18 protein-coding genes are annotated in these 21750 nt (G+C 71.9%); 12 read left to right on the top strand and 6 right to left on the bottom strand.

Annotated elements, in window-relative coordinates; translation table 11 throughout:
• The first annotated feature begins 47 nt into the window (after positions 1 to 47).
• The 5 genes from QSK39_RS39720 to QSK39_RS39700 all read left to right on the top strand — a co-directional run bounded on the left by QSK39_RS39720 (position 48) and on the right by QSK39_RS39700 (position 7747).
• A complete protein-coding gene (locus QSK39_RS39720; protein ID WP_285482986.1) occupies positions 48 to 1619 on the top strand; it encodes a deoxyguanosinetriphosphate triphosphohydrolase family protein in 1572 nt (523 codons plus the stop codon).
• Positions 1620 to 1964: 345 nt separating this feature from the next.
• On the top strand, positions 1965 to 4841 hold the full coding sequence (locus tag QSK39_RS39715; protein ID WP_285482985.1) for a S8 family serine peptidase: 2877 nt from the start codon (positions 1965 to 1967) through the stop codon (positions 4839 to 4841).
• A 72-nt stretch (positions 4842 to 4913) separates the two neighbouring features.
• The gene (locus QSK39_RS39710; protein ID WP_285482984.1) at positions 4914 to 5585 is read left to right on the top strand and encodes an acVLRF1 family peptidyl-tRNA hydrolase; all 672 of its coding nucleotides are present in this window, start codon (positions 4914 to 4916) and stop codon (positions 5583 to 5585) included.
• Between the two features lie 145 nt (positions 5586 to 5730).
• Positions 5731 to 7359: an ABC-F family ATP-binding cassette domain-containing protein gene (locus QSK39_RS39705; RefSeq protein ID WP_285482983.1), complete on the top strand. Its 1629-nt coding sequence runs from the start codon at positions 5731 to 5733 to the stop codon at positions 7357 to 7359.
• A gap of 178 nt (positions 7360 to 7537) precedes the next feature.
• On the top strand, positions 7538 to 7747 hold the full coding sequence (locus QSK39_RS39700; protein WP_003071237.1) for a helix-turn-helix domain-containing protein: 210 nt from the start codon (positions 7538 to 7540) through the stop codon (positions 7745 to 7747).
• On the opposite strand, the gene QSK39_RS39695 is transcribed toward QSK39_RS39700, so the two are convergent.
• Both QSK39_RS39695 and QSK39_RS39690 read right to left on the bottom strand, forming a co-directional pair.
• Entirely contained in the window at positions 7748 to 8977 is a 1230-nt protein-coding gene (locus tag QSK39_RS39695; RefSeq protein WP_285483615.1) for a glycosyltransferase 87 family protein, read from the bottom strand.
• A gap of 144 nt (positions 8978 to 9121) precedes the next feature.
• Positions 9122 to 9973, bottom strand: coding sequence for an LLM class flavin-dependent oxidoreductase (locus QSK39_RS39690; RefSeq protein ID WP_285482982.1), 852 nt, complete (start codon positions 9971 to 9973; stop codon positions 9122 to 9124).
• A gap of 73 nt (positions 9974 to 10046) precedes the next feature.
• Between QSK39_RS39690 and QSK39_RS39685 the strand changes: the two genes are divergently transcribed.
• Positions 10047 to 10475, top strand: a complete 429-nt coding sequence (locus tag QSK39_RS39685) for a MarR family winged helix-turn-helix transcriptional regulator (RefSeq protein WP_285482981.1) — start codon at positions 10047 to 10049, stop codon at positions 10473 to 10475.
• A 97-nt stretch (positions 10476 to 10572) separates the two neighbouring features.
• A complete protein-coding gene (locus QSK39_RS39680; protein ID WP_285482980.1) occupies positions 10573 to 12447 on the top strand; it encodes an ABC transporter ATP-binding protein in 1875 nt (624 codons plus the stop codon).
• 125 nt (positions 12448 to 12572) lie between these two features.
• Here QSK39_RS39680 and QSK39_RS39675 read toward each other — a convergent pair whose 3' ends face one another.
• Together QSK39_RS39675 and QSK39_RS39670 are read right to left on the bottom strand one after the other, a co-directional pair.
• Complete coding sequence (locus tag QSK39_RS39675) at positions 12573 to 13733, bottom strand: serine hydrolase domain-containing protein (protein WP_285482979.1); 1161 nt, start codon at positions 13731 to 13733, stop codon at positions 12573 to 12575.
• Positions 13734 to 13840: 107 nt separating this feature from the next.
• A complete protein-coding gene (locus QSK39_RS39670) occupies positions 13841 to 14569 on the bottom strand; it encodes an SIS domain-containing protein (RefSeq protein WP_285482978.1) in 729 nt (242 codons plus the stop codon).
• A gap of 118 nt (positions 14570 to 14687) precedes the next feature.
• On the opposite strand from QSK39_RS39670, the gene QSK39_RS39665 reads away from it, so the two are divergent.
• The 5 genes from QSK39_RS39665 (at position 14688) to QSK39_RS39645 (ending at position 19125) form a co-directional block, all read left to right on the top strand.
• Entirely contained in the window at positions 14688 to 15380 is a 693-nt protein-coding gene (locus QSK39_RS39665) for an alpha/beta hydrolase (protein ID WP_285482977.1), read from the top strand.
• Between the two features lie 94 nt (positions 15381 to 15474).
• Positions 15475 to 16722, top strand: coding sequence for an SAM-dependent methyltransferase (locus QSK39_RS39660; protein WP_285482976.1), 1248 nt, complete (start codon positions 15475 to 15477; stop codon positions 16720 to 16722).
• Positions 16723 to 16819: 97 nt separating this feature from the next.
• A complete protein-coding gene (locus QSK39_RS39655) occupies positions 16820 to 18031 on the top strand; it encodes an LCP family protein (protein ID WP_285482975.1) in 1212 nt (403 codons plus the stop codon).
• A gap of 42 nt (positions 18032 to 18073) precedes the next feature.
• A complete protein-coding gene (locus QSK39_RS39650) occupies positions 18074 to 18607 on the top strand; it encodes a GNAT family N-acetyltransferase (protein ID WP_285482974.1) in 534 nt (177 codons plus the stop codon).
• A complete protein-coding gene (locus tag QSK39_RS39645; RefSeq protein WP_285482973.1) occupies positions 18604 to 19125 on the top strand; it encodes a GNAT family N-acetyltransferase in 522 nt (173 codons plus the stop codon). Before QSK39_RS39650 ends, QSK39_RS39645 begins: the two co-directional genes overlap by 4 nt.
• Before the next feature lie 248 nt (positions 19126 to 19373).
• Here QSK39_RS39645 and QSK39_RS39640 read toward each other — a convergent pair whose 3' ends face one another.
• Positions 19374 to 19835, bottom strand: a complete 462-nt coding sequence (locus QSK39_RS39640) for a peroxiredoxin (RefSeq protein ID WP_284747160.1) — start codon at positions 19833 to 19835, stop codon at positions 19374 to 19376.
• An 89-nt stretch (positions 19836 to 19924) separates the two neighbouring features.
• Positions 19925 to 21742: a putative bifunctional diguanylate cyclase/phosphodiesterase gene (locus QSK39_RS39635; protein WP_285483614.1), complete on the bottom strand. Its 1818-nt coding sequence runs from the start codon at positions 21740 to 21742 to the stop codon at positions 19925 to 19927.
• Positions 21743 to 21750 lie beyond the last annotated feature (8 nt).

The raw sequence follows: 21750 nt of genomic DNA, 5'->3' as shown, positions 1-21750 counted from the left end.
CCACGCGCCTGCCCGCCGTTCGGGTGAAGCCGGATAAGGTCGGGCGCATGGATCAGGGCAGCGAGCAGACCGACCCGAGGGTGGTGCGGCGGGACCCCGTCACGAACGCCGGCGGCTTCACCGACCTGGCGAGCAGCCCGTTCCGGATCGACCGCGACCGCATCGCCGCGTCCCCGTTCTTCGCCCGGCTCGGCGGGGTGACGCAGGTGGTCAGCGCCGGCGGCGCCGGCCTGCTGCACAACCGCCTCACCCACAGCCTGAAGGTCGCGCAGGTCGCCCGCGCCATCGCCGAGCGCATCACCACCGGGGACGACGCCGGCCTCGTCGACAAGCTGGGCGGCTGCGACCTCGACGTCGCCGAGGCCGCCGCGCTCGCCCACGACCTCGGGCACCCGCCGTTCGGGCACCTCGGCGAGCAGACGCTCGACCGCATCGCCCGCCACCGCTTCGGCCTGGCCGACGGCTTCGAGGGCAACGCCCAGACCTTCCGCATCATCACCACTACCGATGTGCGCGGGCCGTCGGCGATCGGGCTCGACCTGACCACCGCGGTGCGCGCGGCCGTCCTGAAGTACCCGTGGCTGCGGCTGCACCACCCGGCGCCGCACCCGTCCGAGATGGCCGTGCCGCCGCGCGGCGCCGGCGAACCGGACGAGGCGCCCGGCACCGGCGCGGCCAAGTTCTCCGCCTACGCCACCGAGCTCGACGACTTCGAGCAGGCGCGCGCGGCGTTCGCGGGACGCGTCGAAGGCTGGCAGCAGACGGTCGAAGCGTCCGTGATGGACACCGCCGACGACATCGCCTACGCCATCCACGACCTGCAGGACTTCCACCGCATCGGCGTCCTGCAGCACGCGCCGGTGGCGGCGGAGCTGGGGGAGTGGCTCGAGCACGCGGGCGAGCTGGCCGCCCTCGACGACGAGACGCTGCACGCGGAGCTGCGCCGCCCGGGCCGGTCGCTCGAGCGCGTCCGCCGCCGCATGCACGTCAAGGACGCGTGGATCGTCGACGACGACGCGTTCGCCGCCGCGGTGGCCCGGGTCCGCGCGGAGCTGGTCGACGGCCTGCTGGCCGCGGAGTTCGACGGCTCGATCGAGGCGGAGCAGGCGACGGCGGCGTTCTCGGCCAACTGGACGGCGCGCCTGGTCGACGGCGTGTTCGTGCTGGCCTCGCCGTCCACCCGCACCGGCCACGTGTCGCTGCGCCCGGCCCAGTGGCACGAGGTCCAGGTGCTGAAGTTCGTGCACCGCCGGTTCGTGCTGCTGCGCCCGGACCTGGCGTTGCACCAGCGCGGGCAGGCCGGGGTGGTGTCGAGCCTGGTCGACGCGCTCGACGCGTGGCTGTCCGACCGCGACGAGGTTTCCCGGCTGCCGCGGCGGCTGCACGACCTGGTGGAGCTGGCGCACGCGGAGTACACCGGGCTGGCGCGGTCGGCGCCGGAGCTGCTCGTCGGGGCGACGGGGGAGCCGGTGTCCGGCCCGGACGCGGTGCGCGGCCTGGCCCGGGGCCGGGCGGTGGTGGACTTCGTGGCTTCGCTGACGGACAAGCAGGCGGTGACGCTCTTGGACGCGCTGTCCGGGCGGGCCGCCCAGCCGTGGTCGGACTCCTTCGTCCTCTGAGCGCCCGGCGGTAACGCGATCGCCCCGCCGGGCCACGCGCTGCACGGTCCCCGACCGGCTCAAGTGGACATCCCACCCCTCGGAATGCCGGGCGAACGCCGTTTGTCCTGCCGCTGTCCCGTGGGAAATTCACCGTTGCGCCGACCGGCCTACGACCTCCGGACGGTTCGGGAAATTATCCGTCCTTTGTCACTCGAACGGCGGGTTTTTACGGAGAACTCACCGTACTTGACTGGCACTCGTCGGTGATCACCGGCGATCGGTCAGCGTGAGTCGGGGCACGCGCCTGGAGATAATCGGAGGGCGCACGTGCGTCGTACCCGTTCCACGAGATCGAGATCCACTGTGCTCACAGCCGGGGCTGCGGCGCTGCTCGCCGCCCTCGGCCTCGTGTCGCCGCCCGCCGCGGGCGCCGCCACAGCATCCACACCGGACACCTTCAGCGAAGTCGCACAGCAGCAGATCGCCGCCCTGCAGGCGGTCAAGGCGGGCCGCACCGCCGCCGAGTCCAAAGTGGACAGCAATCTGCTCGCCGCCCAGAAGGGCGTGACCAAGCAGCTCAACGCGCTGCAGTCGGGGGCTCAGGTTTCCGCGGCCGGGACAGTCCTGGTCGACATCCGCGCGAGCAAGGTCTCGCCGGACCTCATCAGCGGGCTGACCAAGGCCGGGGCGGGCATCCGCGCGGTGTCCGACCGCTACGCCAGCGTCCGCGCCGAGGTGCCGCTCAACCAGCTCGCCGCGATCGCGGCCCGCGGCGACGTCAAGCGCGTCGAGCAGGCCGACCAGGCCATGACGGCCCGCGAGCTGGCCACCCCGGCGACGACGCCGGCCAAGACCGAAACCAAGCAGCAGAAGGCCGACCGCATCGCCGGCGAGCTGCAGAAAGCGGTTGCGAGCAAGTCGCAGCGCAGCGCTGCCGCCGCCGCGACCCTGACCAGTGAGGGCGACCGGGCCCACAACGCCGACATCGCCCGCCAGCAGTTCGGCGTCACCGGCGTCGGCGTCAAGGCGTGCGCCCTGTCGGACGGCGTCGACTCCCTGGCCGCGTCGCAGGCCAAGGGCGAGCTGCCGCCGAACGTCGACGTCATCGCCGGGCAGGAGGGCGACGGCGACGAGGGCACCGCGATGCTGGAGATCATCCACGACCTCGCGCCCAACGCCGCGCTCGGCTTCGCCTCGGCGTTCAACTCCGACGCCAGCTTCGCGGACAACATCCGCAAGCTGCGCTTCGAGTCGCACTGCGACGTCATCGTCGACGACGTCATCTACTTCAAGGAATCCCCGTTCCAGGACTGGATCATCGCCCAGGCCGTGAACGACGTGACCGCGGACGGCGCGCTGTACTTCTCGTCGGCGGGCAACGAGGGCAACGTCGCCGACGGCACCGCCGGGCACTGGGAAGGCGACTTCGTCGACTCCGGCAAGTCGGTCGGGAAGTTCGCCGGCACCGCGCACAACTTCGCCGGCGCCGCGGGCAACCAGATCTACGAGCCCGTCTCCGACGCCTCGTCGGCCGGTGTCCCGGTGACGCTGCACTGGTCCGACCCGCTCGGCGCGTCGTCGAACGACTACGACCTCTACCTGCTCAACTCCGCGGGTGCCGTGGTCAGCTTCAGCCAGAACGTCCAGGACGGCACGCAGGACCCGTACGAGATCCTGCAGACGCCGGCCTTCGGCGGCACCGGGCTGCGCCTGGCCGTCGTGAAGTTCTCGGGCCAGAACCGCTACCTGTCGCTGTCCGCGCTGCGCGGCCGGTTCAAGGACTCGGCGGACGGCCTCAAGGCCTACAACACCCCGGGTGTCACGGTCGGCCACTCGGCCGCGCGGGACGCTTTCAGCGTGGCGGCCACTCCGGCGGCCGCGGCGTTCGGACGGCCCTTGGAGCCGGGTGACCCGGCCAACCCGACCGGCCCGTTCCCGGGTGCGTTCAGCAGTGCGTCCAAGGCCGAGCGGTTCACCTCGGACGGCCCGCGGCGCGTGTTCTACGAAGCCGACGGGACCCCGATCACCCCGGGCAACGTGTCTTCGACCGGTGGTGAGGTCCGGAACAAGCCGGAGATCACCGCGGCCGACGGCGTGAAGACCAGCGTGTCCGGCTTCAGCCCGTTCTTCGGCACCTCGGCCGCCGCCCCGCACGCCGGGGCCATCGCGGCGCTGGTCCTCTCGGGCAACCCCGGCCTGCCGCCGTCGGAGGTCCGCGAGGCGCTGATCAACACCGCGGTCGACATCGAAACCCCGGGTCGCGACAACTTCACCGGGTCCGGCGTCATCCTCGCGGACAAGGTGCTCGCCTACACCGGTGCCAGCCCGCAGCCGCTCGCGGTGGCGAAGCAGCCGACGGTCACGCCGACCGACGGCGGTTCCGCGCTCGACCCGGGCGACACGGCCAAGGTGACGCTGCCGGTGACCAACGACGGTGACGGCACCGCGGTGTCCACCAGCGTCGTGCTCACCAGCCCGACCCCGGGCGTCACGGTGGCGCCGCGGTCCAAGTCCTACGGCACCATCAGCCCGGGACAGACCGGCGTCAACGACTTCACCATCACCGTCCCGGCGACGCAGCAGCTCGGCGCGCCGGTCGTCCTGAACGCCCGCGTCAGCTTCGCCGGTGCGCACTCGCCGACGACGTCGACGTTCTCGCTGCCGGTCGGCACCCCGTCGCCGGTCGCGCAGGACTTCGCCTACACCGGTGCCCCGGTGGCGATCCCGGACAACAGCCCGGTCGGCGCGTCGGTGACCATCCCGGTCACCGGGGTCGGCCGCGCGTCCAAGGTCGGGTTCTCCGTGGACGGCACCAGCTGCAGCACGGGGACCGCCTCGACCACCGTGGGGCTGGACCACACCTACGTCGGTGACCTGGTCGGCTCGCTCACCGCGCCGTCCGGGGCCAAGGCCACGGTGTTCCAGCGCAACGGCGGCTCGGGCAAGAACCTGTGCCAGGTCGTCTTCGCCGACAACGCGGCGACCGCGTTCAGCACGGTGACCTCGGCCAACGCGCCGTTCACCGGCACGTGGCGGCCGACGCAGTCGCTGACCGCGGGCCTGACCGGCGCGGCGGTCGACGGCACGTGGACGTTCTCCGTGGTGGACGTCGCCGGCGGTGACGTCGGCTCGATCCGCTCGGTCGCCCTGCACATCAACGGGTTCGTGCAGCCCCCGGCGGCCGGAGCGCCGTCGAACGTGCGGGGGTACACGAACAACGGGCCGGTGCACCCGCTGTAACCGGCACTGAGTGAACCGAACCACCCGTACGGGGCCGTCGCGGCGACGCGGCGGCCCCGTACCGTTCTTCCCATGGCGAAGCCCCGGCAGGTCGCGGGCGGCGGCCGCGCGGTGGAGGTGCCGCCCGACCGGCTGGCGGGCTGGTTCGACCGCTTCTGCGCCCGTCACGAAGGAGCCGAGACGACCGAGGTCGCGGAGCGCGCGGTGCGCGTGGTCGCCGTCGACGGGGCCGCCGCGACCGCGACCGTCCCTTTCGGACCGCTCGAAGCACCGCCCGGGACGTTCGAGGGCCTGGTCGTCGACGCGCTCCTGGCCCACGCGCTGGTGCCGCGGCGGATCGCGCTGGTGCTGGTGCGGCTGGGCGGGCACAGCCTCGGCATCGCGCGCGGGGGCCGGGTCGAGCTCTCGCGCACCGACCGGCACCTCGTGCAGGGCCGCTCCGCCGCGGGCGGCTGGTCGCAGCAGCGCTTCGCCCGGCGTCGCGCGGGCCAGGCGCGCCACGCGCTCGAGGACGCCGCGAAGGACATCTTCGAAGTGCTCCTGCCCCGGCTGTCCGAAGTGGACGCCGTGGTGCTCGGCGGGGACCGGCGGGCCCTGGGCGCCCTGGCCCGGAACCGCCGGCTGGCCCCGCTGTTCGCCCGGGCCGAGCCGCGCGTGCTGGAGGTCGGCGAGCCGAGCCGGGCCGTGCTGGAAGAGGCCGCCGTGCGGGCGCTGTCGGTGCAGGTCACGCTGCACGACGGGTGAGACCGCACACGTCCGGAAAATCCGGTGGACCGCGGCCCGTACACTGGTCTCCGTGGATATCCAGCTGGAGTGACGCCGGCGCCGGTCACCACCGACCGGCCGCTCGACGCTGTCCTCCATTCACCCCCTTCCACGGGAGTTTCCCTTGATCACGGCCACCGGCCTTGAGCTGCGCGCGGGTTCGCGCATCCTGCTCGACGGCGCGACCATCCGCATCCAGTCCGGCGACCGGATCGGCCTCGTCGGCCGCAACGGCGCGGGCAAGACCACCTCGCTGAAGGTCCTCGCCGGCGAAGGCGAGCCGCACGCGGGCGACGTCCGCCGCACCGGCGAGCTCGGCTACCTGCCGCAGGACCCGCGCGAAGGTGATCTTTCGGTCACCGCGAAGGACCGCGTGCTTTCCGCGCGGGGCCTCGACAAGCTGATGCGCGACATGGAGAAGGCGCAGGCCACCATGGCCGAGCTCGTCGACGACGCCGCGCGCGACAAGGCCATCAACCGCTACGCGCGGCTCGAAGAGCGCTTCTCGTCGCTCGGCGGGTACGCCGCGGAGAGCGAAGCGGCGCGGATCTGCTCGAACCTCGGCCTGGCCGACCGGATCCTCGCGCAGACGCTGCAGACGCTCTCCGGCGGTCAGCGCCGGCGCGTCGAGCTGGCGCGCATCCTGTTCGCCGCGGCCGAAGCCGGCGCCGGCGGCAAGTCCGAGACGATCCTGCTGCTCGACGAGCCGACCAACCACCTCGACGCCGACTCCATCAACTGGCTGCGCGGGTTCCTCAAGCAGCACGACGGCGGCCTGGTCGTGATCAGCCACGACGTCGAGCTGCTGGCCGACGTCGTCAACAAGGTCTGGTTCCTCGACGCCACGCGCGGCGAGCTCGACCTCTACAACATGGGCTGGCAGCGCTACCTCGACGCGCGCGCGACCGACGAGAAGCGCCGCCGCCGTGAGCGCGCCAACGCCGAGAAGAAGGCGTCTGCGCTGCAACAGCAGGCCGCGAAGCTCGGCGCGAAGGCGACGAAGGCCGTGGCGGCCAAGAACATGGCCCGCCGCGCCGAGCAGATGCTCTCGGCGCTCGACGAGACCCGGGTGGCCGACAAGGTCGCCCGGATCAAGTTCCCGGAGCCCGCGCCGTGCGGCCGGACCCCGCTCACCGCCGAGGGCCTCTCGAAGTCGTACGGCTCACTGGAAATCTTCACCGGGGTCGATCTCGCGATCGACCGCGGTTCGAAGGTCGTCGTACTCGGGCTGAACGGTGCGGGAAAGACCACTTTGCTCCGCCTCCTCGGCGGAATGGAAACTCCGGACACCGGTGAGATCGTGCCGGGTCACGGAATGCGTTTGGGCTATTACGCACAGGAACACGAAACTCTTGATCATGATGCGTCGGTGTGGGAAAACATCCGACATCTCTCACCGGACACCGGTGCTCAGGAGTTGCGGAACCTGCTCGGCTCGTTCCTCTTCACCGGCGAACAACTCGACCAGCCCGCCGGCACCCTTTCCGGCGGCGAGAAGACCCGGCTCGCGCTCGCCGGCCTGGTCTCCAGCGCTGCCAACGTCTTGCTCCTCGACGAGCCGACGAACAACCTGGACCCGGCCAGCCGCGCCCAGGTCCTGGACGCTTTGCGGAGCTTCGCCGGTGCCGTCGTCCTGGTCACGCACGACCCCGGCGCCGTGGAGGCGCTGGAGCCCGAGCGGGTCATCCTGCTGCCCGACGGCACCGAGGACCACTGGTCGGCGGACTATCTGGAACTTGTCCAGCTTGCGTGACTCTCTGCGTCCATTCGGGTGCAAGATCGCTGTGGCCGAGCACTGGAATGGCCCAATGTGATCGCAGTTTCGGCTGTTTTACGTCTGTCGTCTGGCATTCCGGCGCTCAGTGTTCGATCATTGCCCCGGCAGGGGTCAATATGTGGCCCAGAACACTCTCGGCGGGAAGGCGATCGACGTGGCTGATCTCAAGAAAGGCGCGCGGATCACCGGCAACACGCGCGACAAGCTGGCCGCTGACCTGAAGAAGAAATACGAGAAGGGCTCGAGCATCCGGGCGCTCGCGGAGTCGACGGGGCGTTCCTACGGGTTCGTCCACCGCGTGCTGTCGGAGTCCGGGGTCCAGTTGCGGGGGCGCGGCGGGGCCACGCGAGTCAAGAAGAAGTAGTCACGAACTGCTGCGCGGGGGGCGCGCAGTGGAAGCTTCGGCCACGCGGAACGTCAGGTGGGCTCCGAGCAGGACCAGCGGGTACACCAGGTAGCCGTAGCGGGTGGCCGGGGTGAGCAGGATCAACGCGCCGAGTCCGACGGCGATGCGCAGCAGTGCGCCGGAGCCGTTCGCGGGGGGCCGGCGCACCAGCCAGACGATCATCGCCACGGCCGCGGCGCCGACGAGCACGAACGCCGCGACCTGGCCCACCGGGCCGGTTTCGGCGATCAGGTGGCCCGGCAGCGGGCTCGCCGCGGGCGATCGCACGGCGCCCATCCCGAGGGGAAAGCGGAAGACGTGCTCCACGAACGCCGCCGGGTCCACGAGGTACACGGGCAGGTGCAGCGCGGCCGTGGTGGCCACCAGCGCTGACCCGAAGCGGCCCACGGCCGGCCAGTCGAGCCCGGTTTTGCGGCGAACCAGCACGAACACGACCAGGACCGCGGCGGCGGGCGCGACGATGAGCTTCGCGCTGACGACCAAAGCCAGCACCAGGCCCGCCCAGGCGGCCCGCCCGGTGGCGGCGAGTGCGCAGGAGAGCACCAGCAGCCCGACGATCGCCAGGTCCGGCCCGGCGACGGCCCAGGTGAGCGCGGTGAGCGGGCAGGCCAGCGCGAGCTGGGCGGCGCCGACCGGGACCCGGGGCCACTTCAGCAGCTTCAGCGTGCCCAGCACGCAGGCGCAGGCGGCCAGGGCGAACATCCAGCGGGCATCGGTGAGGGCGTTGCCCAGCGGGGTGCCGCCGAAGAGTGCGCGCGGCAGCCCGAAGACGGCCATGACCGGGCCGTACGGGGTGTAGTCGTTGACTTCCGGCGCCCGGCCGAGCGCGGTGACGTCGACGTACGGGGTTCCGTGGTGCAGCAGCAGATCCGCGGACCGCTCGATCACCCAGACCTCGGGCTGCGCGGCCCACGAGAACGGCGTGATCAGCCAGTCCACTCCGGTCAGTCGGCGGATCACCAGGAGCAGCAACGGAAGGATCATTGCCAACAGGGCGACGGCGGCGATCCCGCACCAGCGCGAGCCGAGTGCGCCGCGTGGCGTACGCCCGGTTCGTGCGGACAGCAGCAGCCACCCGCTGTGCAGCGCGCCGAGAGCGTAGGCGACGGTCGCGAAGTTGCCCCAGACGCGGTAGCCGTAGAACTCGGACTTGAGCGCGGTCGGCAGGGCGAAGGCCAGGCAGGCCAGGTAGAAGCCGAGGTCCCACCGGAGCGGAGCCTGGTCGAGCGTGGCCGCGGGGGCCGTGAAGAGCCGTGCCGCGCGCCGCCATGCGGGCGCCCGGCCCACCTCCGTTTCCACCTCGCCAGGCTACCGACGGCCCCGACGCCCGCTTCAGCCGAGTTCCCGCAGGCGGGGGAGCAGCTTCGCGGCCGCCTCCGAAGCCGTGACAACGTCGTCACGGCCGGTCGGCATGAGGACCAGCTCGGTGAACCCCGCCTCGACGTGACTGCGCGCGAGCCGCACGGCACTGTCCGCATCGGACGGCAGCCGGAACTGCGCCGCGCGGCGGACCGTCGCCGGGTCGCGGCCCACCGCCGCGCAGTGCTCGTCCAGTACCCGCGAAAGCCGTTGCAGCTCGGTGACTTCCGTGCCCGGCAGCGCCGCGTTCAGCCACACGTCGGCGTGCTGGGCGACGACCCGAAGGCCGAGCTTCTCGCCGCTGCTGCCCAGCCACAGCGGCGGTTTCGGCTGCCGCGGCTTCGGGTCGCTGCGCGCGCCGGTCAACGTGTAGTGGGTGCCCGGGTAGTCGGTGACCGGCCGGGTCCACAGCAGACTGAGGATTTCGCAGGTCTCCGCCAGCCTTTCGACGCGTTCGACCGGTGACGGCGTCGGCGTGCCCATCATCGCGTCGGTGACCGCGTCGCCGCCGGCGCCGAGGCCGACGTCGAGCCGGCCGCCGGAGAGGTGGTCGACCGTCGCCGCGATCTTCGCGAACGTGCCCGGGTGGCGGTTGGTGGCGCCCGACACCAGGCATCCGATGCGCACGTGCTTCGTCGCCTCGGCCATCGCCGCGAGGAGCGTCCAGCCGTCGAAGACGTCGCCGGTGCGGTCCGGACCCATCGGGGCCAGGTGGTCGAAGACCCAGCAGCCGTCGAAGCCGGCGTCGTCGGCGATGGCCCAGATCTCGCGGAGCGCCGCTATGCCGACGTGCTGCTGGGGTGGCTTGATTCCGATCGTGACCATGATGCTCTCCTGATTATCAGCGTGACAAATCATCAGTAAGACTGACGATCAGCTTAAGTGTAGAGTTCTCCCCATGTCCAGCGACCTCGCTGTCACCCGACGGCTCGGCTACCTGCTCAAGCACGCCCAGCTGCGGCTCGCCGAGCTGGCCGAGCCGCTGTACGCGCCGCTCGGGGTCACCGGCCGGCAGCTCGCGCTGCTCACGTTGTTCGGCGACGGCCCGGCGCTGTCGCAGCAGGAGGGCGCCGCGCGGCTCGGCATCGACCGGACGACGATGGTCGCGCTGGTCGACGAGCTGGAGGACAAGGACCTGGTCCGGCGCGAGGTCGCGCCCGGCGACCGCCGCAAGCGCCTGGTGACCCTGACCGCCGAAGGCGAACGGGTTCGCGCGGCGGGCGAGGACGCCACGCGGCAGGCCGAGTCGCGGCTGCTGGAGCGCCTCGGTGAGGATGACGCGGAACGGCTGCGCGCCGCACTGCACCGCGTTGTTCGCGGGGAGTGAACGGCGGCGGGAAGCAAACGGACGGCGGTGGCGTTGTCCAGGTCATATCCGGAGAAAACCTCAGCTATGGTAGAGGTTTTGACACTGGGGGTTTCCCATGGACAACACCTGGGCGCTGCTGAGCTCGGCGATGCGCGCCAACGACGTCCCGAAAGGGCTGAGCCGCGGCACGCTGAAACGCGTCGCGCGGTTCGCCCGCCCGCACTGGCGGCGGCTGGTCGCCTTCCTCGTGCTGACCGTCGTCTCGGCGGTGCTGGCCGTGTCGACACCCGTGCTGGCGGGCAAGGTGGTCGACGCGATCGTCGGCGGCGGTGACCTGCCGCTGGTCGTCTGGCTCGCGGTCGTCATCGCCCTGCTCGCGGTCGCCGACGCCGGGTTCGGCCTGATCGAGCGCTGGCAGTCGGCGCGCATCGGCGAAGGCATCATCTACGACCTGCGGCGCGCGGTGTTCGAGCACGTGCAGCGGATGCCGATCGCGTTCTTCACGCGCACCCGCACCGGTGCACTGGTTTCCCGCCTGAACAACGACGTCATCGGCGCGCAGCGGACGTTCACCGCGACGCTGTCCGGCCTCGTCACCAACACGATCCAGCTGGCGCTTTCGCTGGCCGTCATGCTGACGCTGTCGTGGCAGGTCACGCTGCTCGCGCTGGTGCTGCTGCCGATCTTCGTGCTGCCCGCGCGCCGGCTCGGCCGCCGGATGGCCGGGCTGCAGCGCGAAGCCGCGAACCTCAACGCCGGCATGACCACGCAGATGACCGAGCGGTTTTCCGCGCCGGGCGCGACGCTGGTGAAGCTCTTCGGCCGTCCGGTCCAGGAAGCGGACGACTTCGGGCTGCGCGCGGGGCGCGTGCGCGACATCGGCGTGCGGACCGCGATGCTGACCCGCTGGTTCATGACCAGCCTGACCCTGGTTTCGGCGCTGGCGCAGGCGCTCGTCTACGGCCTCGGCGGGTACCTCGCGCTGACCGGCAAGCTCGCGCCGGGCACCGTCGTCGCGCTCGCGCTGCTGCTCACCCGGCTTTACGCGCCGCTGACCGCGCTGGCCAACGTCCGCGTCGACGTCATGACGGCGCTGGTGTCGTTCGAGCGGGTCTTCGAGGTCCTCGACCTGAAGCCGATGATCGAGGAGAAGCCGTCCGCGCGGGCATTGCCGGCGTCTTCCGACGGTGTCGCCGTCGAGTTCTCCGACGTCCGCTTCGGTTACCCCGCGGCGGATCGGTACTCGCTGGCGTCGCTGGAGGACGTCGCGACGCTCGACCACCGCGGCGGGGACGAGGTGCTGCACGGGATCTCGTTCCGCGCCGAGCCGGGGCAGATGGTCGCCCTGGTCGGGTCTTCGGGCGCGGGGAAGTCGACGATCGCGTCGCTGCTGCCGCGGCTCTACGACGTCGACTCCGGGTCGGTGCGGCTGTCCGATGTGGACGTCCGGGACCTGACTTTCGCTTCGCTGCGGGAGACCGTCGGCGTCGTGACCCAGGACGGGCACCTCTTCCACGAGACGATCCGCGCGAACCTGGCCTACGCGCGGCCGGGCGTCACGGACGACGAGATCTGGGCGGCGCTGGAGCGGGCCCGGCTCGGTGAGCTGGTGCGTTCCCTGCCGGACGGTCTCGACACGACGGTGGGGGAGCGCGGCTACCGCCTCTCCGGCGGCGAGCGTCAGCGGCTGACGATCGCGCGGCTGCTGCTGGCGCAGCCCAAGGTCGTCATCCTGGACGAGGCGACCGCGCACCTGGACTCCGAGTCCGAGGCGGCGGTGGGCGAAGCCCTGACCCACGCGCTGGCCGGTCGCACGGCCCTGGTCATCGCGCACCGGTTGTCGACGGTCCGCGCGGCCGACCAGATCCTGGTCCTGGAGCACGGCGAAATCGTCGAGCGCGGCACGCACGAGCAACTCCTGGCCGCCAACGGCCGCTACGCAACCCTCCACGCAACCCAGTTCGCAGAAGAAGAACCCGCCGTGGCGTGACCTGGAGGGTCGGCTCGCGTACCCAGGGAGTCGGCTCGCGTACCTGGAGGGTCGGCTCACGAACCGACCGTCTGGGTACGCGAGCCGACCCTCCGAGTACGCGAGCCGACCCTCTGGGTACGCGGTTACGTGGTCGGGAGGGACTTGTAGAGGGCTTGGACCAGGGCCATCTTGCGGGGGTCGTCGCGGATCAGGGGGCCCAGCTGGTTGAGGGTGTAGCCGAAGGCGATGCCGTTCTCCGGGTCGGCGCCGCCGGTGGAGCCGCCGAGGCCGTCGTGGCCGAAGGCCGTGGGGTTGGGGCCGAAGCCGCGGGCGTCGCTGCCGAGGTAGAAGCCGAGGCCCCACTCGTTGGGCAGGCCGAGCACCGCGTCGACCTCCTTGCCCTGGCTCTCCCGCGCCCGGGCGAGGCCCGCGGGGGACAGGAGCGTCCCGTCGACGAGGCCGCCGTAGATCGTCGCGATCGCGCGGGCCGTGCCGTGGCCGTTCAGGGCCGGCATGACGGCGTGGCGGAAGGCCGGTTCGTTCGCGTGGTGGCCGGCCAGCCGCGGGTTGGTCAACGCCGCCTGCGCGACGGGACCGGCCGCGGCGAACGCCGTGGCCAGCGCGTTCGCCATCTCCTCGCTCATCACCGGATCGACGAGGGTGGCGCAGCGGTCCAAGTCCGTTTCCGAAGAAAGGCCGATCGAGAAGTCCGCGCCGAGGGGCTCGGCGACCTGCTCGGCGAAGAACTCGCGGATGCCCTGCCCGGCGATCCGCCGGACGACCTCGCCGACGAGCCAGCCGTACGCCAGCGCGTGGTACCCGCCCGCGGAACCCGGCTCGTACAACGGTTCCTGGGCCGCGTACAGCGACGTCATCAGATCCCAGTCGTACAGCTCCTCGACCGCCACCGGCCGCTCGATGCCGATCCCCGGCACGCCGGAGCGGTGCGAGAGCAGCCACCGGACCGGGACCTCGCCCTTGCCCGCGGCGGCGAACTCGGGCCAGTACTTCGCGACCGGCGCGTCGACGTCCAGCTCGCCGGCGTCGGCAAGCCGGTGCGCGCAGATCGCGGTCATGCCCTTGGTCGTCGACCAGACGTTGGCCAGGGTGTCCGCCTGCCACGGACGCGCGTGGTCCGGGTCGGCCCAGCCGCCCCACAGGTCCACCACGACTTCGCCGTGGCGGAGGGCCGTGAACGCCGCGCCCAGCTCGCCGCGCTCGCGGAAGTTCGCTTCGAAGGCTTCGCGCACCGGCTCGAACCCGGGAGCGCACTCGCCCTGCACCGTCACCGTGGCACCGTCCACCGGACCTCCTCGGGGAGCGACCGGTCCACACCGACCAGTCGGTATGTCGACGCTAAGGGGGCCGGGCACGCCCGTCAAGGCGTGCCCGGCCGGTGCTTTTCCACGAACTACTTCAGCCGCGGCACGATCGCGCCGTACTTCTCCAGCAGCGCCGCGTTCGCCTCGTCGCCGCCTTCCACATTGGAGCTGCGCCACAGCGGGACGTCGAGGCCTTCGGCCGTCCCGCGGTCGTAGACCTGCGCGAGCACGAGGTTCCACAGGAACGCGTTGACCACAGTGGACAGCGGCGCGGTGCGCGGCGCGTCCGGCGGGTAGCTCGCGTCGCCGGGGATGACCAGCGAGTCCAGCACGACCGTGCCCTGCTCGACGAGGTTGCTCGACGACCGCTTCGGCGCCGCCGCCACGCACGCCCGGGACGTGATCGCGATGACCGCCGCCCCGCGCTCGCGTGCCTCGATGCACAGCTCGACCGGGTACGGGTTCGACCCGGACGTCGAGAACACCACCAGCACGTCGTCCGGCCCCGGCGCGCGCCCGGCCAGCACCTCGGCGGCCAGGCCGGTGCGCCGCTCGGTCTTCGTGCTGCTCACCGCGCCGTGCAGCGGGAGCAGGTCCGGGTGGTACAGCGGGTACACACAGGCCAGGCCGCCGGCCCGGTAGAACGTCTCGGCGACGGCCGCCAGCGAGTGCCCGGCGCCGGCGGTATAGACCAGTGCGTCGGCTCGGATCACCCCCAGCACCAGATCCGCCGCTTCGCGCACCGCCTCGGCGTTGGCCTGCTCGACGTCCGCCAGTTGCTTCGCGACGCTGCCCGAGATGTCCGTGGCGCTCACCACACCCACCCTTCCGTAGGGGACCGGGCGCCGAATCTACCGCGAAGATGGTGGTACGCGGTGGAATAGCCCGGTGGGCGGGCGCGGTTGACCCGGATGCGGGGCCGACAGGAGGACACGGGTGAGCGAAGCGGAACCGGCGGTGTCCGTGTGGCGGGCACGGGGGCGGACCGAAGCGGTCGTGCTCGTGCTGCACGGCGGTGCCGAGCACGGCACGGGCAGCGTGCCACCCTGGAAGCTGGCCTTCCTCCGGATGGTCCCGATCGCGCGTGCCCTGCACCGGGCCGGCCGCCGGGACGGCGTCGAGGTGCGGCTGCTGCGCAACCGCCGCTACGGCTGGAACGCCCCCGCCATGGACCCCCTCGACGACGCCCGCTGGGCTCTCGAGCGCATCCGCGCCGACCACCCCGGCCTGCCGGTGGTGCTGGTCGGGCACTCCATGGGTGCCCGGGTGGCGCTGCGCGTGGCCGACGACCCGGCGGTGCGCGGGGTCTGCGCGCTGGCGCCGTGGACGCCGCGGCGCGAGCCGGTGGACGCCGTCGCCGGGCGTTCGGTGCTCATCGTGCACGGCACCCGCGACCGGATGACCAGCCCGGTGGAGTCGCACGCCTTCGCCGAACGCGCCGAGGGCGTCGCCGCCCGCGTCGCCCGGTTCGAGATCGCCAACGAGGGGCACGCGATGCTCCGCCGGTCGTCCGTGTGGACCCGGCTGACGATTGCTTTCACACTGGAAGTGCTCGCCGGGGACCCCGCCGACGAGTTGCGCGGCGCGTGGGCCGCGCCGGGGCCCGAGCGGCTCCGAATACCCGTGTAGCACCGCCCCGAACAGGGCATACAGCGAAACGCGCCGCGGGGGTGCGGCGACTAGGATCGATCACCGGCGTACCAGGCCGGCCGGAGGGAGAACCGTGACCACGTCGAGTGTTGACCGCGCCCAGGACATTCCCGACGAGTCCCGCTGGCCGGGGCTGGCGAGCCCGCCGCGGTCCGCGCTGCGCGCTCGGATCGCCGCCTCGCTGTTCCGCCGTGCGGTCCGCCCGCTCGACGTGCGGGTGACGTTCCCCGACGGCACCGTGCTCGGCGCCGGCGGGCCGGAATCGCCCGAAATGCGCATTTTGCGCCCGGAAGCGTTCTTCCACCGCCTCGGTGTCGACGCCAAGATCGGCTTCGGCGAGTCCTACATGGCCGGTGACTGGACGGCGTCCGACCTGGCCGAGGTGCTGACGCCGTTCGCCGAGCGGATGGCCACGCTCGTGCCGCCGGTGCTGCAGAAGTTCCGGCGGATCGCCGAGCGCACGCAGCCGCCGCAGGAGGAGAACACCCTCGAGGGCGCGCGGGCCAACATCCACCGGCACTACGACCTGTCCAACGACCTGTTCGGCGCCTTCCTCGACGAGTCGATGATGTACTCCTCGGCGCTGTTCGGCCCCGGCGAGGACCTCACCGCCGCCCAGCACCGCAAGATCGACAGCGTGCTGGACTACGCCGGCGTCCGCGCGGGCAGCGAGGTGCTCGAAATCGGCACCGGATGGGGTGAACTCGCCATCCGCGCCGCGGCCCGCGGCGCCCAGGTGACGTCGCTGACCATTTCGGAGGAACAGCGGGCGCTGGCCACCGAGCGGATCGCCGCGGCCGGGTTCTCCGACCGCGTCGAAGTGAAACTGTGCGACTACCGCGAGTCGAGCGGGCAGTACGACGCCGTGGTCAGCGTCGAGATGATCGAGGCCGTCGGCGCGTCCTACTGGCCGACGTTCTACGCCACGATCGGCGAGCGGCTGCGCCCCGGCGGGCGGTTCGGCCTGCAGGCCATCACCATGGACCACGACCGGATGCTGGCCGCCTCGCGCGCCTACACCTGGATCCACAAGTACATCTTCCCCGGCGGCATCATCCCGTCGGTCCGCTCGATCGAGGACGGCCTGGTCGCGAACACCCGGCTCAAGCTGGCCGGGATGCGCGAGTTCGGCCAGGACTACGCGAGCACGCTACGGTTGTGGCGCGAACGGTTCCTGCACCGCTGGACCGACATCGCCGGGTTCGGGTTCGACGACGTCTTCCGCCGGATGTGGGAGTTCTACCTGGCCTATTCCGAGGCCGGGTTCCGCTCCGGGTACCTCAAGGTCCACCAGTTCGGCTACGAGGCGACCGGCAAGTAACCGCCGGCGGCCAACCCCTACCCGGTGCCGCACGTCCTCCTTTCGAGGACGTGCGGTCTACTGACGGCGACACGTTTGTCCGAATCGGGATTGGGTGATGGTGATGACGTACCGTGGCGACGACGGCGGGCGCCGGATGCCGCCGCCCCGGCCCGGCGGGCGCTCCCGCGACCACCAGCGCGCGCAGATGATGCCGCTGCCCGGGCGCGGCCAGAGCCCGTACGACGAGCGCACCCGCCCGATGGGCACCCGCGAGGACGAGCGGCAGTACGCGCCGCCCCCGCCGCGCCAGGACCCGCCCCGGCGCCCGGTGGACGACGACTACCCGCCGTCCCGGCCGCCGCGCCGGCGTCGCTGGAGCTTCGGCAAGATCCTGCTGACGCTGGTGCTGGTGTTCGTCGTCTTCCTCGCCGGCATCTGGGTCTACCTGGAGTTCTCCATCAAGCGCGTCGACGCGCTCGCCGACTACTCCGGCCGCCCGGTCGCCGCGTCCGGCACCAACTGGCTGATCGTCGGCTCGGACAGCCGCGAGGGGCTCACGGCCGAGGACGAGGAGCGCTTGGCCACCGGCGACGTCGCGGCGGCCGGCGGCGGGCAGCGCACCGACACGATCATGGTCGCGCACATCCCGGACAACTCCACGAAGCCGACGCTGCTGTCACTGCCGCGCGACTCGCAGGTGACGATTCCCGGCCACGGCAAGAACAAGATCAACGCGGCGTTCTCGCTCGGCGGGCCGAAGCTGCTCGCGCAGACCGTCGAAGGGGCCACCGGCCTGCACATCGACCACTACGCGGAGATCGGCTTCGGCGGGTTCGCCAAGATCGTCGACGCGATCGGCGGCGTCGACATGTGCATCGACAAGGACATGAACGACACGGTCACCGGGATCAGCATCAAGGCGGGCTGCCCCCAGACGCTCGACGGCCGCTCGGCGCTGGGCTTCGTCCGGATGCGCCACAGCGACGCGACGCCGCGCTCGGACCTCGACCGCGTCGCCAACCAGCGCAAGTTCATCGGCGCGCTGGTCAGCCAGATCGCCAGCCCCGGCACGCTGCTCAACCCGTTCCACTTCTTCCCGCTGCTGGGCTCCGGGCCGGACGCGCTGACGATGGACTCGGGCGACCACGTGCACAACCTGGCCGGCCTGGCGATCGCGATGCGCGGGATCTCCTCGGGCGGCGTGGTGACCACGACCGTCCCGGTCACCAGCGGATCCGCGGAGAACTGGGACAAGACCAAGTCGAAGCAGCTGTTCGACGCACTGAAGAACGACACGGAGATCCCGGACAGCGTCATCACCAATTAATTCGGGAGCGCCGCACGGCTCGGCCGGGGCACCATGGAACCCATGGAGACCCCGGCCGAGACTTTTGCCCGTGACGAGTTTTCGCTGACCCGCTGGACGTTCGCCGACGCCGGCGCGGTCCAGGCAGCGGTTTCGGGGTCCGGCGCGCACCTGGCCGACTGGGTGCCCTGGGCCGCGGGAGGCTACACGGACGAGGACGCCGCGGCCTTCTTGCGCTTGACGCGGGAAAACTGGGAGACCGGCCGGGCGTACGAGTGGGCGATCCGGGTGGACGGCTCACTCGTCGGTGCCGTCGGCGCGATGACCCGCGATGGCGGCGTCGAGATCGGCTACTGGCTCGCGCGGGCTTTCACCGGCCGCGGCCTGATCACCCGCGCGGTGACGCTGGTGGCCGACGACGCCTTCCGCCGTGGCGCGGAGTACGTCGAGATCCGGCACGACGAGGCGAACGTCCGCAGCGGAGCCGTTCCGGCGCGCCTCGGGTTTTCGGTGGTGCGCAAGGAACCCGAGGACTCCGGCGACCTTCCCCCGATGTGTTCCGGCGTCAAGCAGGTGTGGCGGAAGGAGCGGCCGTGAAGGAGACCTACGGCGCAGACGACTTCACCCTGACCCGCTGGACGTTCGCCGATGCCCCGGAGCTCACCGCGACGGTCGCCGGGTCCCTCGACCACATCGGGGCCTGGATGATCTGGGCGACCGACGGCTACAGCGCCGAAGACGGCGCCGAGTTCCTGGAGCGCACCCGGAAGAACTGGGAGACCGGGGAAACGCACGACTTCGCGATCCGCGTCGGCGACACCGTCGCGGGCGGCATCGGTGTGATGGCGCGCGAGGGCGGCGTCGAGATCGGCTATTGGCTCGCACGGGACTTCGTCGGCCGTGGCTTGATGACGCGTGCGGTTTCGCTGCTGACGGCGGAGGCGTTCCGGCTCGGTGCCGGCTACGTCGAGATCAAGCACGACGAGCGGAACGTCCGAAGTGGAGCGGTGCCCGCGCGCCTCGGCTTCACGAAGGTGCGCGAGGAACCGGTCGAAAAGCCGCTCGCCCCGGCCTGCGCCGGGACGAACCACGTGTGGCGGAAGGAAAAGCCGTGATGCAGATGCTCGCTTTCCCGCGCGGAGCCGAGCCGAGCCACCGGTGGTTGTGCGAGCGGCGTGACTTCACGAACCGGGCCGGGAAACGCGGGAACCGCGCGGACGCGCACGAGTACGCGATCCGGTGGCACGGCGGCGGGCGGCGTCGGCGGGACCGGCCGCGAGGGTGGCCGACGGCCGGTGTGCGCCGGCCGCCGGTCTGGCCGCCCCGCGGGTGGCGCCGCTGACCGCGGCGCCACCCGGGCGGCTCAGGAAACCTTGTTCCGCTCCCGCAGCACCTTGAGCGCCTGGTCGGCGTGGACCGTGAAGTTCAGCTCACTCTTGATCTTCTCGAGGATCTTCCGGTCCTCGCCGATCACGAACGTCGCGCGCTTGGCGTGCAGCGGCAGCAGCTTCCGCCAGACGCCGAACTGCTTGGCGACCTCACCCTCCACATCGGACAGCAGGGGGTAGTCGAAGCCGTTGGCCTCGGAAAACTGCCGCTGCTTGGTGACGCCGTCCGGGCTGATGCCGATCCGGTGCGCGCCGAGCTCGGCGAACTCGGCGGCCAGGTCGCGGAAGTGGCAGCTCTCGGCCGTGCAGCCGCCGGTCATCGCGGCGGGGTAGAAGAACAGCACCACCGGGCCGGTGGCCAGGAAGTCCGACAGCGTGCGGTCGGCGCCCTGGTCGTCGGGCAGCGTGAAATCGGGGGCGAGGTCTCCGGCGTCCATGGAGGTCCCTTCTCGTCGGCGGCAGAACCCATCCTGCCGGGTCTTCGGAGCCACCGAGGAACCGGCTTGGTGTTTCCCCGCGCGCCCGGTCAGCGGGCGGGGTGGCGGGCGATGAGCTCGTCGACCTCGTCGCCGGTGGCCGAGTCCGTCACGAACGGGCCCCGGGCCGCCAGCACGCCCAGCTGACGCAGCCGCGCCGCCTGCTCGTGCGTCCGGACGCCCTCCGCCCCCACCCGGAGCTTCAGCTCGCGGGCCCGCGTGACCAGCTGCGTCAGGTGCCGCAGCGCCGGCTCCGGCGGCGAGTCGGAGTCCAGCGCGTCGATCACCGCGCCCGAGAGGATCACGTGGTGGACCGGCAGCCGGCGCTGGGGGATCAGCTCCAGGTCCGCCGAGCCCGTGATGGTCAGCACCAGCTGCGTCCCCAGGTCGGCCAGCACCGCGAACGAGTCCAGCACCTCGCCGCGCGGGTCGAGGACCGAGGCGCGGTCGGTGCACAGCCGGAGCGCGTTGGGCGGCAGCTCGTGCTTGTCCAGCTGCTCCTTGACCAGCATCACCAGGTCCGGGTCGCTCGCCAGCCTCGTCGGCAGCTGGACGCACACGTCCGGCGCCGCCGCCCCGAAGCGCGACCGCCAGCGGGCCGTCGCCGCCAGGGACTCGGCCAGGAGCCAGCGGCCCAGCGGCACCGTCATGCCCGTGGTCTGGGCCAGCGGGTAGAACTCGTCCGAGCCGAGCTCGCCCTTCTCCGGGTGGTTCCAGCGCAGGCCCGCGTTGACCGCGGCGAGGCGGTCGGGATCGGCGAGCTTCACCGTCGGCTGGTAGACGAGCGAGAACTCGCCGTTCTCCAGCGCCCCGGCGATCACCGCGCCCAGCTGGTAGCGGCCGCGGTCGCGGGCGTCCAGCTCGGGGTCGAACAGCATCCACTGCGCCTTGCCGGCCTCCTTGGCCCGGTGCAGCGCGATCTCCGCCGCCCGCAGCAGCTCCGCCGCGCCACCCTCGACCGCCGCGCGCACCACGATGCCAGCGCTCGCGCTCACGCCGATGCCGTGCCCGCCCAGGTAGATCGGCTCGTTGAGGTCCTCCAGCGCGCGTTCGACGAGTTCGACGACCTCGGTGGCGGCCAGCTCGCCCCGCAGCAGCACCGCGAAGCCGTCACCGGACAGCCGCGCGACGAACCCGTCGTGGTGGCCCGTGAACACCGCCGAGAGCTTGCCCGCGACCCCGCGCAGCACCTGGTCCCCGACACCGGCCCCGAGGCCGTCGTTGACCACCTTGAAGCCGTCGACGTCGAGGTAGATCAACCCGATGTCGTCGCGCGCGCCGGCGCCGAGCGCCGCTTCGAGCTTCGTGGTGAACGACGACGCGTTGGGCAGCCCGGTCAGCGGGTCGTGCACGTTCTGGTGCAGCAGCCGCTCCTGCAGCAGGTGCAGCTCGTTCGCGTCGGACACCATCAGCACCGGGTAGACCGAGCCCGGCCGGTCGCCGGGCAGCCGGGCGAGGGTCACGTCGGTCCAGAGCTGCCCGTCTTCGGTGTGGTCGAGCAGCATCCGCTCCTGGTAGCGCTCACGTCCGCCGCGCACCTGCTCGAGTCCTGCCTTGAGCCGCGAGACGTCGTGGTCGGTCGAGCCGAGGTCGGTGAGGTGACGTCCGCGCAGCAGGTTCGGCGAGCAGCCGAGCAGCTGGCCGAGCGCGAGGTTGGCCTCCACGATCTCGCCGTCCGGGTCGGCCAGCGCGATCCCCATCGGCGAAGCGGCGTAGAGCGCCGTGAACCGGTGCAGGGCACCACCGTGCCCGGAGCCGGCGTGGTCGACCGCGTCGTGCGCGATCTCCAGCAGCAGCGGCTCCAGCTCTTCCAGGGGAAGTGTTACTCCTTTGGTGTCGGCCAACGTCGCCGCCCACCGGCGCGCCACGTCCAGCA

It is taken from the genome of Amycolatopsis sp. NBRC 101858, from assembly GCF_030269325.1.
GTDB lineage: Bacteria > Actinomycetota > Actinomycetes > Mycobacteriales > Pseudonocardiaceae > Amycolatopsis > Amycolatopsis ponsaeliensis.
The sequence above is the reverse complement of the archived record's forward strand: the minus strand, read 5'-3'. Positions and strand labels throughout refer to the sequence as shown.